This is a genomic window from Methylobacterium oryzihabitans, from assembly GCF_004004555.2.
In the GTDB taxonomy this organism is placed as follows: domain Bacteria; phylum Pseudomonadota; class Alphaproteobacteria; order Rhizobiales; family Beijerinckiaceae; genus Methylobacterium; species Methylobacterium oryzihabitans.
Genome location: NZ_SACP01000056.1, coordinates 1 through 13,960, shown reverse-complemented (window position 1 = coordinate 13,960; position 13,960 = coordinate 1). Strand labels below are relative to the sequence as shown.

Here is a 13,960-nt window from a genome sequence, read left to right as displayed (position 1 = left end):
CGTTGAGCATGTGGGGCAGATCGGAACCGGCGCACTGATCCTCGACACGGCGCCACACGCAGAGAGTACTGCCCTTGAGGCGGCCCGGCTGGCCGACCTTGTCCTCGTGCCGTGTCAGCCGTCGATTATGGACCTCCGCGCGATGCGCAAGACCGCGGACCTTTTGAAGTTGGTCAAGGTGCCGGCATTCGCGGTCCTGAATAACGTCCCTTCCTACGGCACCGTCGCCGATGAGGCGGCCGAGATGATCGCCGAGAGCCTGGGTTTGCCGGTGTGCCCGATCCGGCTCGGCGATCGGGTCGCCTATAGCCGCTGCCTCATCACGGGGCAGGTCGCCCAGGAGATCGAGCCCGGCGGCAAAGCTGCGTCCGAGGTGTTGAAGCTTTACATGTGGACGTGTGAACGCCTTGGGTTCTATGCAAGTGGTCATGGTACCTCCGCCACAGGTGGGACGGTGGGGTAGCGGTAATGACCGCATGCGCACACAAAGGACCCGTCACATGACCAACAGCAATCGTTTCACCGCTGCCCTACCGAAGCTCAAGGGGGTTGGTGGCAAGGCGCCGGCGGCACCGGAACCCATTGCTCCCCCGGCGACCGAAATCAGTCCACCGATGAGCAGCGTGGCACCGAGCCGGAAGGGCAAGGTGGTCATCTCCGCCTACTTCGACCCCGTCGTGAGGCAGCAGCTGGCCATCATGGCGATCCGGCAGGAGAAGTCGCAGGCCGCCCTGATGGCCGAGGCGCTCAATCTGCTCTTCGAGCGCCACGGGGAACCTCCGATCGCCAAGGCTTGATCCCTGAACGACCGGTGATGTGCGAGCGCCCTAGCAGCCAATACTGAAAAACCACAAGAAATTCGCCAGTGCGTTTGCAGTACCGTGTGAAATTCTGCAAACGCTGCAAACGCTATTACTTGTCGGTGCAGTGATTTCCGAGGTCACACAACCAGGATTCGGAGCGCCAGGGCTGGACGCAGCGCCGTTTTCGCACCATCGTGCCCGACACCCGGGCGAGTCGCGCGCGGGGAAGGAGAACACCGCCGCCGCAGTGAGACCCTGAAAAGCCAACGGCCCCACCCTTGCCGGGGTGAGGCCGTGGAAGACCGAACAGGTGATGTCCGGGCCCTGAAATCCCCCTGACATCACCACGACTCCGCTCCGGGGTCAACCAGGAAGGCGACTTCCTGGATCGGTGAGGCTTTGCCTGTGGACCGGCGCGCCTCACGGTGCGGCCGGATGATCTGCCGCGGCCCGAGAGGGCCGACAATGACGCACGTCCAGATTGCGGGGATGATGCCCGCCGCCATCCGCTCGACGACAACGACGAGGACAAGGCGGCCGCTGGAGCCCTGGTGCCCCGAGGCTGCCGGCCCCTACCGGCTGCCGCGTGAGCTACACGACCGCCTCGCCGCGGCGCTCGCGGGCCTGCGCAACCGTGAGGCGGCCTACGCCCTCGCCGTCTTCGTAGCTCGGTTCTGGAGCACGCCCGGGCGGTTGCTCGTTGCGTTCCCGATCGACCGGCGGGCGCTCGCCGAGCATCCGGCGCTCGGCCTCACGGAAGCCCGGGTGCGCGGGGCGCTCGCAAGCCTTGAGGCTGTAGGGTTTATCGAGCGCATCGAGCCCGAGCCGGGCCGGCGCTACCAGCGCACAACGGAAGGGCTGCACCGTCGGCCGGTCTTGTTCAAGTTCGGGGCAGAGTTCGGGGAGGTGTTCAGCAGGGCAAATGCGCGGGCCAGGAAGGTCCAGGAAGGCCGCGAGCGTCGGCGGGCGCCTGAGGTAGCCACTAGGCGCGTTCGGCCGCCGGTGAAGCTCCCTGAGCATCCACGAACCGTTCTCGCCCATAATCAAAGATCAGGCGAAGCCGTACTGCTTATGGGTGAGCAACCTACAGAGAGACCAGGGACGGAGTCGCGCCTCGAAGCGGCTCTAGCTCTCTGGCACGAGGCACTTACAGAGAAAGGTGCTCTACCGCTCTAAGAGCACCGAGTGAGCCAAGAGGGAATCACCTGGACGCGTTTCGGCAGGAGGCAGCCGGCTGCGACCACCCCAAGCTCGATCGAACAAAGATAGAACATCATCGTGACCGAGATGTTGTGCATAGCGGGCACAGCCCTGGGACTGGCCTTGCCAGCACCCGCTTCCACCATGCATCGTCCAAGTGCCAAAATGGCACGGAAGGACGATTCCATGTTCGGCGTACCGCTGTTGAAGATCAAGGTGACCAAGAACCCGAGAGCGTGGTCAGTGACCATCACCCTCGGGCTGATCTGAGCAGATCATCAGAGGGCTCGCAGGTGGCACCCTGCGGGTCCTCACGTCGTGGACGTTAGCGTCCATTGGCGCGCGTTTCCACGCCCAAAGGTGGATGGCAACGGAATCCCCGCAATCCACTGCTACAGAATGCCGGCGTCCAGCTCGGCCTGCCGACGCGCAACAGACGGAACCGGGACCGGGAATCCGTGGCGCCGCAGGATGTCCCGTTCCTCGGTGTCCTCGGGCTCCGGCAGCTCCAGGGCCGCGGCCTCGATCTCGGCGGCACGCGCCTGCCGCTCGAGATACAGAGCTTCTGCCCGCTCGTCTTGGGGGATCCGCGCGACCTCGAGCCGGAACAACTTGAAATTGACGGACATGATCTCGGCGGCGACCGCGTTGAAGTCGTCGCCCAGCCGCTGCCGGAGGCGCTTCGCCAGCCGACGCGCGGGCGTCTCGACGAGGACGGTCGTGTTGCCTCCGGCCGCGGCCTGCTGCTTCTCGATGCGGCGCTGCTCTGCGATCCGCTCTTCTCTTTCGGCCCACATCCGGGCGCGATCTGCGGCGATGCCGGCGCGCTTCGCTTCGTCGGCCCGGCGGGCCTGGATCTCGCGGGCGATCTCCGTTTCGGCCGACTCGGACGCGCGCTGGCGCGCCTCCCGCTCCTTCCGCTGGCGCTCGCGGTACGCCTCGACCTCCGCGCGAGCCTTGCGCTTCGCCTCGTCCACGTCGATTAGTGGTTCGTTGCTCAAAGTCCTGCGTCCTTCTTGAATCGGTCAGCGCGCGCCGGATCAAATTTCTGGATCATGACCTGCCGGGTTCGGTTCTCACTCCCCTTGCGCCAGGGGTTCGGCCAAGTCTTTACCTCGGCGGCGGTCCTTGCGGCCTCGGCGGCTTGGAACCCGGTGATGATCTTTATCATCGGATCGCTGGCCTTTCGGAGACCAACACTGTTACTTAGCTTCAGCGTGACGTACTCGGGCTCGGCCGCTAGCGGCTCGGCGGCCGGCGCTTCGGCGAGCGGCCACCCGGCGACCGCGGCGCGGATCGCGGCCTGCGCGTCGAGGACCGGGCCGGCGGCGGTGGCGACGCTCACGGCGCCCGTCTCGGGATCGAGGAAGAATCGGCCGTTCAAGTCCTCGTCCAGGGCGATGACCTGTTCTTCGGACAAGGCTCGGCCTGCCGCGGCGGCGACCTGCCGGATCGCCGGCTTGAACTCGACGCGGGCCGGCGCCGGGGGCGTCGAGGTGGTGGGGGTGGTCATCGTGCTGCCTGCTGCCGGCGGCTCGGCCGGGTAGCGTTCGGGTCCGGCAGCAGGTTCTCCCTGCGCAGAGCCTCGACAGTGAACCGTCGCATTGCTCCTGCGCGGGTCGAGAGGGTGGCGCCGCAGAATCGGTCCAACGCCTCGGCGTAGGCCGGCTCCATGATGATCGACACGACGACAGCATCGGTACTGCCGGAGGGGCAGCTTGGTGTAGTCACTTCAGTTTCCCTTGAAAGAACGGCACCTCGATCGGTTCGCCGAGGGCGTTGCGTCGATCCAGCCGGTAAGATGTCCGATGATGTGTCCGGACACGAAAAAGCCCGCTCGGGGCGGGCTCGTGATGCAGGTTGAGGTTCTGCATTTTGACGAGAAATTAGCACGGCGGGGTCTATTTGTCAATTGTGGCGGAAAAGTTTCTCTAAGAGACCCTAGTGGAAGAACTCCTAGAACATCGGTACATCGGGATGATGACCTTGCCGGTGCTGCCCGCGGGCCGCGAGCACAGCCGCAGCGCTAGGTCGGACCGTCGCGCCACCTCCGCGGCCTGCGGCCGCTACCTACGCCCACCACCCGAGTTAATCCGGGTTTTCGTTCCTCATTTACCGCAGGTCGTGGAGCTGATCCCAAAGGCAATTCCGGCCCTCAGAGGGGATTTTCTGATTTTCCGGACAAGCCTTTTTGATGGGTGCTGCGGTATCCACGGCAAGCTCTACCATTCACGTCTAGCTGATAGTCGTTGTTAGGCGGCTCGACGGTGCCCCCGGCCTCGACGTTCGACTCGTGATCCAAGCGAACCTCGACCTCACGCCGCCTCGCGTCCGTCAACCCGCCTGCCGGATCTTGCCGCCCGACGGTTCCGGTCCGTCAGGTTGTTCTTCAGCACCGCGAGCTGGTTCCGCTCTGGCGTCTTGTGCTTCACCATCAGGGCGTCGATCTCGGCGAGATGCCGGCCGAAATCCCGCGCGAGGTGCGGGTACTGCTCCGCTCTCCATCGCACGTCCTTGGCGTCGAGGCGCAAGACCTTCCCGACGAAGCCGGCCTCGATCGCGGGGGCGACGACTTCTCCGGGTGCTGGCGGTGCGGTGTCGTCGTTTGCCGCCTGCGGCGGGACAGCAGCAACGGCGTCCTCGGGGCTGCACAAATTCGTCGGTGACAAGGAATCTAATTCATTTGTGCCCGACGGATTTGTGCAAGCCAACGCGGCGGCCTCGGCGTCGAAGTCCACCAGCCCGGCGGCGATCCGCGCTTGCATGGTGCGAAGCGAGACACCGTGGGCGGTGGCGATCGTGCGGATCGTTGCGGTCCTGGTGCGGCTCGACATGGGCTTCGCACCTCCGGCCCGGCGCCTGCGCTCCGAGTATTGCCGGTCGTACGTCTTGGCGTCGGCAGCGCGGACCTCCGGGGGGCGGTCGATGCTCACGAGGGCGTGGAGCAGGTTCGCGTCCACCTCATCCTGCCGGATCACGAGCGCGGCGGCGATGGCGTCCACTGACATCGCCGGGGCCGCAAGGTCGGGGCTGCCGTTGAACTCGGGCAAGTTCTTTCCGAGCCACTGCCGGACCTCGGCATCCGCCGGTCGCCCATGGTGGAGTGCGCGGGCCGCCAGGGGGGCGACGGTCGCGGCGACGTACTCGCCGAACTCGACCTGGGCGAGGTTACCGGTCGCACGGCGGTAGGCCAGCAGCCGCCGCAGGTCGTCGAGGATGAGACCGACCCGCGCCGGGAGCCGGCGGCCCACCTTGCGCCCGATGCCGTCGTTGGCGTCCATCGCGGCCGTGACGGCTTCCGCCCGCCGCCGGGCGCCATGGGTCCGGCCCGCGTCGAGGTGCCGGAAGACCCCGAAACCGTCGTGGTCGGCGCCCTCATACGCGAGGATCTCGGCGGAGTTGATCGGGGCTTGCGATAGGTGCTGTCTATCGAGAGGTTGCGCGCGATAGGCGGTTGTGGTAGAGGTGTTGTCAATCATCCCTTTGCGTCCCCCGTCGCGCGGCCCTGGCAGGAGAGCGGCGGGGGATGCCCCTGGTTGCCGGCGCGTGTGCGCCCTGTCGTAAAACCAACCCTAGAACATAACGTGAACGAACGCCGGACGCAAGGCCGGGGGGCGGTGAAGGGCGCCCCCCGATCGAGACCTCAGGTGAGTTCGGGCTCCATATCGTGCGCCCGATAGGTCCGCGCCTCGCTGATGTGGCGTTGGATGTGGCCACCCATTTCCGCAGGCGGCATGTGGCTGGCGTTGATGACGATGTTCGTCTGTGCCGGCAACTGGTTCTCCCTCGGGCGGAACCCGCTCCCGCCCTGGTCGAGACCCGGGGGCCGGTTCGGCATCGTCCTGGCGAGGTCGTCGGCGGTCGGGGTCTGCGCCTTGCCGGCGAGCGCCGCGGCCGAGGGGATCCCGAGCTTGCCAGCGGCCGGCGGCGGGGTCGGTCGCCATCCTGTCGAAGAGAATCCCTTGACGGCCTCCTGAGACCTCGCAGTCACCTCGGCGATCGTGGCCTGAGCCTTGTTCATCGCCTCGATGTACCCGTGGTACTTCTCCGCGGCCTCCTTCGAGTTGAACTGGGTGTGGATGTGACCGCCCGTCGATCGAGCGGAGGGGTTCTTGTACTCGTCGATGACCTTGAACGACTTGTCGTCGAGCCCGGCCGCCCGCAGCTTCGCCCGCATCGCCTCGGCGGCCGCCGCGCTCTGCGACGGATCGATGAGCGACGTGTCGAAGGCCAGCCCAAGGGCGTGCTTCGACCGGGTGCCGGCATGATACCGGTCGTTGAAGGCCGCGAAGTGCTTCACGCCCCCGGGAAGGTTGGCCTGCGCCTGCCGGGCGAGGTCGGTGACGCCGAGATGCGCGCCGCCGGCCGCGGTCGCCTGCGTGCCCTTGACCTTGAGGCCGTCGTACTGACCCTTCCCGCCGAGACCCGGGATCCCCGTGGCCGCACCCGAGGGTGTAGCCGGCGAGATGTCCTGGGCGCCACCAGCCGCGAGGGCCGCCCGAGCCCGAGCCATTGCAGCCGGGTTGTGTTTCAGTCCCTCCCACGCGCCGAGGCCCTGGTTGCGGGCGATCCACCGCGCCATGCGGTCCTGCATCGGGCCGTCGAAGATCGCATCACCGGGGATGCCAAGTGCCCGCTGTGCGGCCCGCATGGTGGTGCCAACGATCTGGTAGCGGCCCAGAGCCGACGATGAGCCGTGACGGGCCCGGATCTGGCGCCCGAACGCGAACGCCTCGTCGAGGCTCATCGTCGAGACCGGCTTCGCGGGCGTGCCGTACTTGCCGTTTCCAAGCACCGCATCGTAGCCGGCTTTGCCCGACTCGGTGCCGGCGATGGCATCCAGCATCGCGGCCGAGGCCGTCGAGTTCGCCGGGTTCGAGCTGGCGGATCCACCACCACCGCTGCCCTTCCCGAACCAGCCGGGGACGCTCATCCCTCCCGGGGTCGAGAAGTTGCGGCCGAAGGACCGGGCCGGGTCGCTGCCGGCACCCGGCGAGCCGCTGTTGCTGGCGCCCCCGGTGAAGCCCGCGAGGACGTCCCGGGCGGGCGCGCCGATCGCCGCGAGATGCACCCTGGCGCCCATCGACTCGAACGCTCGCACCAGCCGTCCGGTGTTGAGCGCGATGTCGTCGGCCGGACTGAAGGCAGGCTGAAGCCGCGCGCCGAGCCGGTCGCGGCCGGCATCACCATGCAGACCACGGTCGCCGGACCCGCCGCCGATCTCGCCCGTGTCCAAGTTGACCTTGGACCCCCGACCCAAGAGCCAGTTCCAGGACTTGCCCATCCAGCCCTGGCCCTGCTGCTCCCGGATGCCGTCCTTCGTCGGCTTGGAGAAGTCCGGCAGGTAGCTAGTGAAGTAGCGCTTGATACCCTCGACGATGGCGGCTCCGATCGCGATGCCGACAACGGTGAGAGCACCGCCGGCCGCAGCTGCGCCTGCTCCTGCGCCAGCCGCGGCGGTGCCGCCGGCTGCTCCGGCTCCGACGAGTCCGGCAAGCTTCAGGGCACTCCACGTCGAGATGGCTGCCGTTCCAAGGGCAAGGATGGCCGAGGTAAGACCGCCGATCGCCGCGATGGCCGGGCCTGCGATCACCATGGCGGCGGAAAACGTCAAGATCCTCGCCGTCCACCGGGCCAACGTCTCGGGGTCGCCCGAGCCGCCGGACAAGGATTTGATTGCGCCGACGATGCCGCTGACGACATCGTGGATGCCGGCGCCGAACCCGCGGGCCGCCGCGCGCCACGTGTCGACGCTCCCGGCCGCGCCCTCCCCGGGCTTGCCGAACACGCCCGTCAGCAAGTCGGGCAAGTTGGTGAAGCCGAACCCGCTCAACAGCCCTTCGAGCCCGGCCCGGAACCGCGCGGAAAGGCCGCCGTCGCGGAGCTTTGCGGACCACGACAGGAAGTAGTCGCCGACCTTCCGCGCCATCGGCGACAAGATCTTCCCGAACTCCCCGAGGATGTTGAGCCAGCCAGCCTTGAACTGCTTGAAGACGAACGAGAGTTTAAGACGGTGAAGGTCCCAGACGGCACCGATCGCATCGAGTCCTTTGGCCTCTTTCGCGAGCTTTGCGGCCTCGCGGTAGGTGTCGGGACCGGTCACAAGGCGGCCCATCTCGCCGAGCCATTCGCGCCCTGCCAGGAAGCGGATCGCTTCTTCGCGCTTCCTCGCGCTCTTGATCTTGGCGAAACGCTCGAAGAGGTCGGGCAGGAAGGCGTCGGGGTCGTCGCGACGCTTGCGGTTCATCGCCTCGCCGGAGCCGTAGCCGAGTAAGCGCATAAGGTCGCGAGCCTGATCGCCCTCGTCACCGCGCTTGCGGGTCAAGCGCGGCATCTCGACGATCCGGCCGGCGAGGAAGTCGAGCAATCGACCCGACTCGGCGGCCTGGTTCCCCAAGCTGGTTGACGCCGATCCGAAGGCCAGCCCGGCTTCCATGGACATGCCGAGAAGATCGGCGCCGCCGGCTCCGCGCTGCATGAAAGACAGGAGCTTTTCAGGCGTGGTTGACTGCTTTGCCGCGAGGTGTTGGACGGTGTTGGCGACGGATTTGAGTCTATCGACGTCGAAGGTCGCGCCCTTCGCCGTCAGGATCGTGTTCACGGTCCCTAAGATTTCCACGACACCTTCGAAGAGAACGGACCATGCTTCGGAGGTCTTGGTCGCGAGTTCGGAGAATGCTTGGGCGCCCGTGGTCGGGATCCCCAACTTCACCGCGTCAACGTAGCTGTTGAGCAGCTTGTCGGTGCCGGTCCCGAGGGCCTCCGCAAGGGGGGCGGCCCAACGATCCCGAAGAGACCGGGCTGCCTCGGCTGAGAGCCCGCCGTAGATCCTGGCGCTCATCTCAGCCGAGTCGATGGCGGACTCTGAGCCAAGGATGCGCCGGGCGGCGGCGCCGGCAGCGGCGGTGCCGACGAGGGCGGCCACGCCTACCGGCCGGGTCGTGTTGCGGAGGGCGTCGCGCCCGTGGTCAACCGCATCGCCGGCCCGACCGAAGACCTGATTGCGAAGTCGGTTGTGTTCGACTCGCTCCTGGCGCTCCATGCGGTCGCGGAGGGCGAAGCGCCACCGGTCGCCCGCGATGCGACGGCGGAGGGTCTGTGCGGCATCCCGATCTGCGGTGGCCTCGGCGCGCTGCCGATCCTGCTCAACCTGCCGGGCCTCGCGGGCCTGCTGCCGGCCCATCGCCGTGTTGAAGCGCATCCGCTGCCGGAACTCGCGGTCGGCGCGTTGGGCTTCCTGCTGCTGCTGGCGGCCCATCTTGTTGACGAACGAGAACTTCGCGCGGAGGGCGGCGGCCGATGCGGCGTCGGCGGCGCGCCGGGCGCGATCGACGGCGACCTCGTTGGCGACGCGCTGCCGGGCGGTCCGGGCCTCCAGGGTGGCCCGCCCGCGGATCGCGCGTGAGGCGGCGGCCTCGGTCGAGGCGACGGCCCGGCTCATCGCCGTAAGCACGTTCGTGGAGAACGCCTTGTCGAGCCCGGACAGGTTGACGCTGGCAAGCTTCGTGAGGGACTTCGCAAGCCGATCCGCCTCGGCGCGGAAGTTGCGGATGATGGCGCTGGCGCGATCCTCGGCGGTGAGGATCGCTTTAACTTCGGTTATGGTGTCGGACATCTCGTTCCCTTCTGGGACTTCTTGTTCTTTTTGTGGTTAGTGTGGTGGGACCGCAGGATGTGGGGCCGTTCAACTCGGGTGACCGGATTAAATTCCTTTTAGGGGTCGCGAAAATTGAACGACCTCCCCAGGGGGTGCCCCCTTTCGCAATAAAAAAAATGGAGCTTGAGCAGTTGAAGTACTGCAAACGGCAGGGTGCGACAGAGCAGTCCGTTGTCTTTTCTCCAAGATCATGATTGGTGATGTACAAACTTCGGAGGAAGCAATGTCAAGACCGTGCAGGGACTTCACCTCGCCGGAATTCTACCTGCGCCTAGAGGACGTAGCAGAGTTCGTGGAGCGGGTCTCGCGCGATGCTGAAGCGTTGGAACTGCCCGCAGTCCAAATCCTAGCTCGCGATGCGTCCGAAGCTCTATGGCTCCTCTATGATGCCGTCGCCGGCTCGGCGCGCGGAGCCCTGGCGGTCCCTACCGGTCAAACCGGCGCATCGATCGCGCGTCCCGCTGGGAATTGAGCCTGTCGTTCTCGGCCCGGCGGGCTTGGTCGCGCGCGACCCGGGCGGCTTCTTCCTGCGCCCGCGCCTGCCGCTCCTGCGCCCTGGCGGCATCCCGCAGGGCACGAGCGTAGCCGTCGTCCTGGGCCCGCCCTTCATGCGGCAAGCCGAGAACGATCAACACAGCGATGAGAGCGAGGGCGGCGGGCATCATCCCTGTGAAGGTGGAGCACTGCCACCCGTGGGGAAGGCCGGGCCTCCGGCCGCGACAGGCTGGCGAAGGTCGCGAGGATCTTGCGGCGGTCCAGGGGCGCCAGCCGGTCGAGGGCGTCGAGGGCCGGCGGCAATGCCTCGTCGTCGTTCTCGGCCGCCCGCAGGTGGCGGGCGAGCGTGTCGCCCCGGGGGCCGGTGACGAGGTTGGTGATCGCCCGGAGCGAGCGGAGGCGGGCTCGGTACTCGGCCGGGTCAAGGTCGGGGACGAACGGTCCCCAATGGTCACGCTTCGAGATCATTCTTGCTGCACTGCACAATGTCCGCAGGGGTATACCTGTGCGGACTCGGGAGGGAGGGACGAAAAGGCTGTCCGTATGGGTTGATTTCGGTCAACGGACATGTCAATCAACGGACATCATCTAAACGGACGGATCGGCCATGACCCAGACGGTTCTCTACGCCCGCGTCTCCACCGCCGATCAAACCGCCGCGCACCAACGGACCCAGGCCGAGGCCGCTGGCTTCAAAATCGACCACGTTGTCTCCGACGAGGGGGTCTCGGGCGTCACGACCCGGCTTGCCGATCGGGAGCAGGGCCGTCGGCTGTTCGACATGCTCCGCCGGGGGGACGTGCTCGTGGTCCGCTGGGTCGATCGGCTCGGCCGCGACTACGCCGATGTGTGTGAGACGATCCGCGAGCTGATGCGGCGGGGGGTCATCGTCCGCACCGTCATCAACAATCTCACCTTCGACGGCGCCACGGCCGACCCGATGCAGCAAGCCGTGAGGGATGCGCTGATCGGCTTCATGGCCGCGACGGCCCAGGCCCAGGCCGAGGCCACGAAGGAAGCGCAGCGCGCCGGCATCGAATACGCCAAGGGCCGGGAGGACGCCTACAGGGGCCGGAAGCCGAGCTTCACGAGGGAGCAGTTCGAGGCCGTGAGGCGGATGCTCGACCTGGGGTACGGCATCTCGGAAATCGCACGGAAGATCGAGCTGAGCCGCCAGACGGTCTACCGCATCGAGGCCAACCCGGCCGAGGCTGAGGCGGCCCTGGCCCGGTGGTCCTGATGCCAAGGACCGGTGGCGCCCGTCCAAGTCACCGGGTCCTCGCCAAGGCATGACCATCGCTTAATGCGCATACGGCAGATTGTGTGCGCATATTCGGTTGACCGGCCGATCTGATGCGCATAATAGTATCGATGTGCGCACACCGAGTGAGCCATGGCCCGGGTCAGCATTTACGTGTCCGATGAACTCAAGGCTCGAATGGCCGAGGTGGGCGATGCGCTCAACTGGAGCGACATCGCCCGGCCGGCCTTCGAGACAGCCATCTCCAACTTCAATCACCGGAAGGGGCAATCAATGATGACCGCGATCGAACGTCTCAGAGCTTCAAAGCAGAATTACCTACAGAATTCAGCGCAAAACGGTGCTTCTTCTGGAAGAGAATGGGCACAAAATCATGCTAGCTTCTACGAGTTGAAGCAAGTTTCAAATATTGACTTGGATCTACGCCATTTAGGACTAGAAGATCTTGCATGGACAGTACATCGGGCTGTTGATCCCGATGATTCTATCCGGCACGATGACTTTCCGAATGTAATTTTTGGCGACAGTAAATGGCCATCGGATGAATGGCTTACCGGGTGGGTCCAGGGAGCCCAGCAGTTCTTCGAGGAAGTCGAAGATCAGCTCTGACAACTACCCCGCCGGCCGGACAGGTCGATCCAGGCCGGCGGGGCGTGTCCACACGACGAGGGACCGGTACGCGACGCGATGCCGGCAGCCTAGGCCGTATTGCTGGCCTGTTCGGCAAGATCGAGTCGACCGGCTTCAAGATCAAGTGGAAGCACCTCGACAAGCGCGGACGCGCGATCCTGCGACAGCTGCCGGCCTCAGGGAGCGCGTAGCTCGCCCAGACCGAGGGCCCGGAGCACGGCCTCCGGTTCCCGGTCCATGACCAGCAGCAGCGTGTTCACGTAGGGTGGGACAGTGGTCCTGCCCTGCTCCCAGTTCTTGACGGTCGCCAGCGGCGCGTTGATCGTCCGGGCGAACTGCGCCTGCGTCATGCCGAGCTGCTCGCGAACCTCACGAGGATGACGAGGGGACATCGAGATGCTCATCTCGCCAACCCCTTAGTTGTAGAGGTGGATATGCTGAAGATGCTCCTGCTCGTGCTCCATCTGCCAGATCTCCTGATGAATGGAGACGGCAGAGACATGGATGTCGAGTTCCTTTTGATGCTCGACCGGTGACCGCGCCATGAGGATCACCATGGTGCCCAGCCCCTTGAAGCCGTACAGGGCTTCGATCGAGACCGGGGATCTCGTACTGGCGATGACCTTGATATTGCGCGCCGACGTGGCGGTCAGCAAGGTGACGATCTGGTGCGCGCTCTTGAGGCGGATGCCGAGCGCCATGATCGCCCGGGCCAGTGCGACTGGTTCGTCGATGGGTCCCGTGCGAACGAACGCGAGTTCAGCGGGGATAGCGGAGTCGCTTAGGTGGTCGGCCGGGGTTGCGGCCGGTCGTCCGAGTCGCTCCTTGAATGTAGATGCGAGAGACACCGAGGTCCTCCAGTTCTTCCAAGAGTTTGCGTGCGATGTCGAGGAGCCCCTCCAATCTGAGGGCTCCCGCTGTGAGCCCTCCGATGTGGGCTTGGTTGAGGTGGAATTCATCCCCGACGATCAAGACCTCACCCATGAGGTCGATCGTGCCGATCGGGAGCGTGATGCGAAGGATGACAGTGTGGTCGTCTGCTTCGTCAATGTCGATGAAAATCTCCGATGGTTCAAACACGGTGCATAATATCTCCTAAATATGTACCTATTGTAACCAGTCGCAAGCCTCGTGTCAACAAAAAAGGGCGCTGTCAGCGCCCTTCTCATCTTCGTGGAAGTCGCCTGCTAGACACGTCAAGCACACGACCAGATCCGGCCAGGCGGTCACCCTCATCCCGAGCTTGGCTTCTGGGCTAGGGCCCCAATCAAGACAGGGCCGAGAGCGACGAGCGCACCAACCACGAAGCCGCTGTGCTGCCCGGCTCCGAAGATGCCCAGCGCCGTGAGGGACAAGATGTAGACGCAGAGGACGGCCGCCGGGCCTTTGGCGTGGAGATTGATCGTGATGTTCCTCAAGCCGTCCATGATTGCGCTCCGAAAACGCTCCATGGTAGCCGGACGTTAGTGCTTCGTTAACCTCCACATGCTCCGACTCCCACATGCGTGACGTCAATCGTGTGGTCGATCTTGCGGATCCGCATGTGCACATGCGAGACGTTGGACATGAGGATGGCCTGACATGCACACCATCGCACTCATCAACCAGAAGGGCGGCGTCGGCAAAACGACCGTGGCTTTGCACCTTGCGACCGCGTTCCAGCAGAACGGGACCGACACGCTCATCCTCGACCTCGACCCGCAGGCTTCGGCTTCCGAATGGCACGATGCCCGGGAGGACAAGCTCCCCCACGTCGAGAGCATCCAGCCGGCCCGGCTCGGCAAGGTCGTTGAGCATGTGGGGCAGATCGGAACCGGCGCACTGATCCTCGACACGGCGCCACACGCAGAGAGTACTGCCCTTGAGGCGGCCCGGCTGGCCGACCTTGTCCTCGTGCCGTGTCAGCCGTCGATT

General features: G+C 65.6%; 13 protein-coding genes and 1 pseudogene. 7 read left to right on the top strand and 7 right to left on the bottom strand.

All coding sequences use genetic code 11. The features are described from left to right. From EOE48_RS27875 to EOE48_RS27860, 4 genes and pseudogenes are all read left to right on the top strand, one after another. Window positions 1–463, top strand: a pseudogene (locus EOE48_RS27875) (ParA family protein); the annotation flags it as partial. 37 nt (window positions 464–500) lie between these two features. Then, on the top strand, window positions 501–797 hold the full coding sequence (locus tag EOE48_RS27870) for a ribbon-helix-helix domain-containing protein (RefSeq protein ID WP_127734141.1): 297 nt from the start codon (window positions 501–503) through the stop codon (window positions 795–797). 471 nt (window positions 798–1,268) lie between these two features. Next, window positions 1,269–1,979, top strand: a complete 711-nt coding sequence (locus tag EOE48_RS27865; RefSeq protein ID WP_246155010.1) for a hypothetical protein — start codon at window positions 1,269–1,271, stop codon at window positions 1,977–1,979. 102 nt (window positions 1,980–2,081) lie between these two features. After that, the gene (locus EOE48_RS27860) at window positions 2,082–2,273 is read left to right on the top strand and encodes a hypothetical protein (RefSeq protein ID WP_127734140.1); all 192 of its coding nucleotides are present in this window, start codon (window positions 2,082–2,084) and stop codon (window positions 2,271–2,273) included. Between the two features lie 122 nt (window positions 2,274–2,395). On the opposite strand, the gene EOE48_RS27855 is transcribed toward EOE48_RS27860, so the two are convergent. The 4 genes from EOE48_RS27855 to EOE48_RS27840 all read right to left on the bottom strand — a co-directional run bounded on the left by EOE48_RS27855 (window position 2,396) and on the right by EOE48_RS27840 (window position 9,618). Beyond that, entirely contained in the window at window positions 2,396–2,980 is a 585-nt protein-coding gene (locus tag EOE48_RS27855; RefSeq protein ID WP_127734139.1) for a hypothetical protein, read from the bottom strand. 20 nt (window positions 2,981–3,000) lie between these two features. After that, window positions 3,001–3,516, bottom strand: coding sequence for a hypothetical protein (locus tag EOE48_RS27850; protein ID WP_127734138.1), 516 nt, complete (start codon window positions 3,514–3,516; stop codon window positions 3,001–3,003). Between the two features lie 802 nt (window positions 3,517–4,318). Next, the gene (locus EOE48_RS27845) at window positions 4,319–5,482 is read right to left on the bottom strand and encodes a hypothetical protein (RefSeq protein ID WP_127734137.1); all 1,164 of its coding nucleotides are present in this window, start codon (window positions 5,480–5,482) and stop codon (window positions 4,319–4,321) included. A gap of 164 nt (window positions 5,483–5,646) precedes the next feature. After that, window positions 5,647–9,618, bottom strand: coding sequence for a phage tail tape measure protein (locus EOE48_RS27840; RefSeq protein WP_127734136.1), 3,972 nt, complete (start codon window positions 9,616–9,618; stop codon window positions 5,647–5,649). Window positions 9,619–10,762: 1,144 nt separating this feature from the next. Between EOE48_RS27840 and EOE48_RS27830 the strand changes: the two genes are divergently transcribed. Both EOE48_RS27830 and EOE48_RS27825 read left to right on the top strand, forming a co-directional pair. After that, a complete protein-coding gene (locus tag EOE48_RS27830; RefSeq protein WP_127734135.1) occupies window positions 10,763–11,395 on the top strand; it encodes a recombinase family protein in 633 nt (210 codons plus the stop codon). A gap of 153 nt (window positions 11,396–11,548) precedes the next feature. Further along, complete coding sequence (locus EOE48_RS27825) at window positions 11,549–12,025, top strand: hypothetical protein (protein WP_127734134.1); 477 nt, start codon at window positions 11,549–11,551, stop codon at window positions 12,023–12,025. 197 nt (window positions 12,026–12,222) lie between these two features. Here EOE48_RS27825 and EOE48_RS27820 read toward each other — a convergent pair whose 3' ends face one another. Genes EOE48_RS27820 through EOE48_RS27810 form a run of 3 tightly spaced genes read right to left on the bottom strand, consistent with a single transcriptional unit; the run spans window position 12,223 to window position 13,126 of the window. After that, on the bottom strand, window positions 12,223–12,450 hold the full coding sequence (locus EOE48_RS27820) for a helix-turn-helix domain-containing protein (protein WP_127734133.1): 228 nt from the start codon (window positions 12,448–12,450) through the stop codon (window positions 12,223–12,225). A gap of 12 nt (window positions 12,451–12,462) precedes the next feature. Next, window positions 12,463–12,747: a hypothetical protein gene (locus EOE48_RS27815; RefSeq protein WP_127734132.1), complete on the bottom strand. Its 285-nt coding sequence runs from the start codon at window positions 12,745–12,747 to the stop codon at window positions 12,463–12,465. A 58-nt stretch (window positions 12,748–12,805) separates the two neighbouring features. Continuing rightward, the gene (locus tag EOE48_RS27810) at window positions 12,806–13,126 is read right to left on the bottom strand and encodes a hypothetical protein (protein WP_127734131.1); all 321 of its coding nucleotides are present in this window, start codon (window positions 13,124–13,126) and stop codon (window positions 12,806–12,808) included. 501 nt (window positions 13,127–13,627) lie between these two features. Between EOE48_RS27810 and EOE48_RS27805 the strand changes: the two genes are divergently transcribed. After that, window positions 13,628–13,960, top strand: a 333-nt coding sequence (locus tag EOE48_RS27805) for a ParA family protein (RefSeq protein ID WP_148239806.1), incomplete at its 3' end; no start/stop codon positions are given.

Coding starts and splice junctions, on each gene's coding strand:
- EOE48_RS27845 (WP_127734137.1), bottom strand. CDS start 5,482: ATGATTGACAACACCTCTACCACAACCGCCTATCGCGCGCAACCTCTC.
- EOE48_RS27830 (WP_127734135.1), top strand. CDS start 10,763: ATGACCCAGACGGTTCTCTACGCCCGCGTCTCCACCGCCGATCAAACC.
- EOE48_RS27865 (WP_246155010.1), top strand. CDS start 1,269: ATGACGCACGTCCAGATTGCGGGGATGATGCCCGCCGCCATCCGCTCG.
- EOE48_RS27825 (WP_127734134.1), top strand. CDS start 11,549: ATGGCCCGGGTCAGCATTTACGTGTCCGATGAACTCAAGGCTCGAATG.
- EOE48_RS27850 (WP_127734138.1), bottom strand. CDS start 3,516: ATGACCACCCCCACCACCTCGACGCCCCCGGCGCCGGCCCGCGTCGAG.
- EOE48_RS27870 (WP_127734141.1), top strand. CDS start 501: ATGACCAACAGCAATCGTTTCACCGCTGCCCTACCGAAGCTCAAGGGG.
- EOE48_RS27820 (WP_127734133.1), bottom strand. CDS start 12,450: ATGAGCATCTCGATGTCCCCTCGTCATCCTCGTGAGGTTCGCGAGCAG.
- EOE48_RS27840 (WP_127734136.1), bottom strand. CDS start 9,618: ATGTCCGACACCATAACCGAAGTTAAAGCGATCCTCACCGCCGAGGAT.
- EOE48_RS27815 (WP_127734132.1), bottom strand. CDS start 12,747: ATGGCGCTCGGCATCCGCCTCAAGAGCGCGCACCAGATCGTCACCTTG.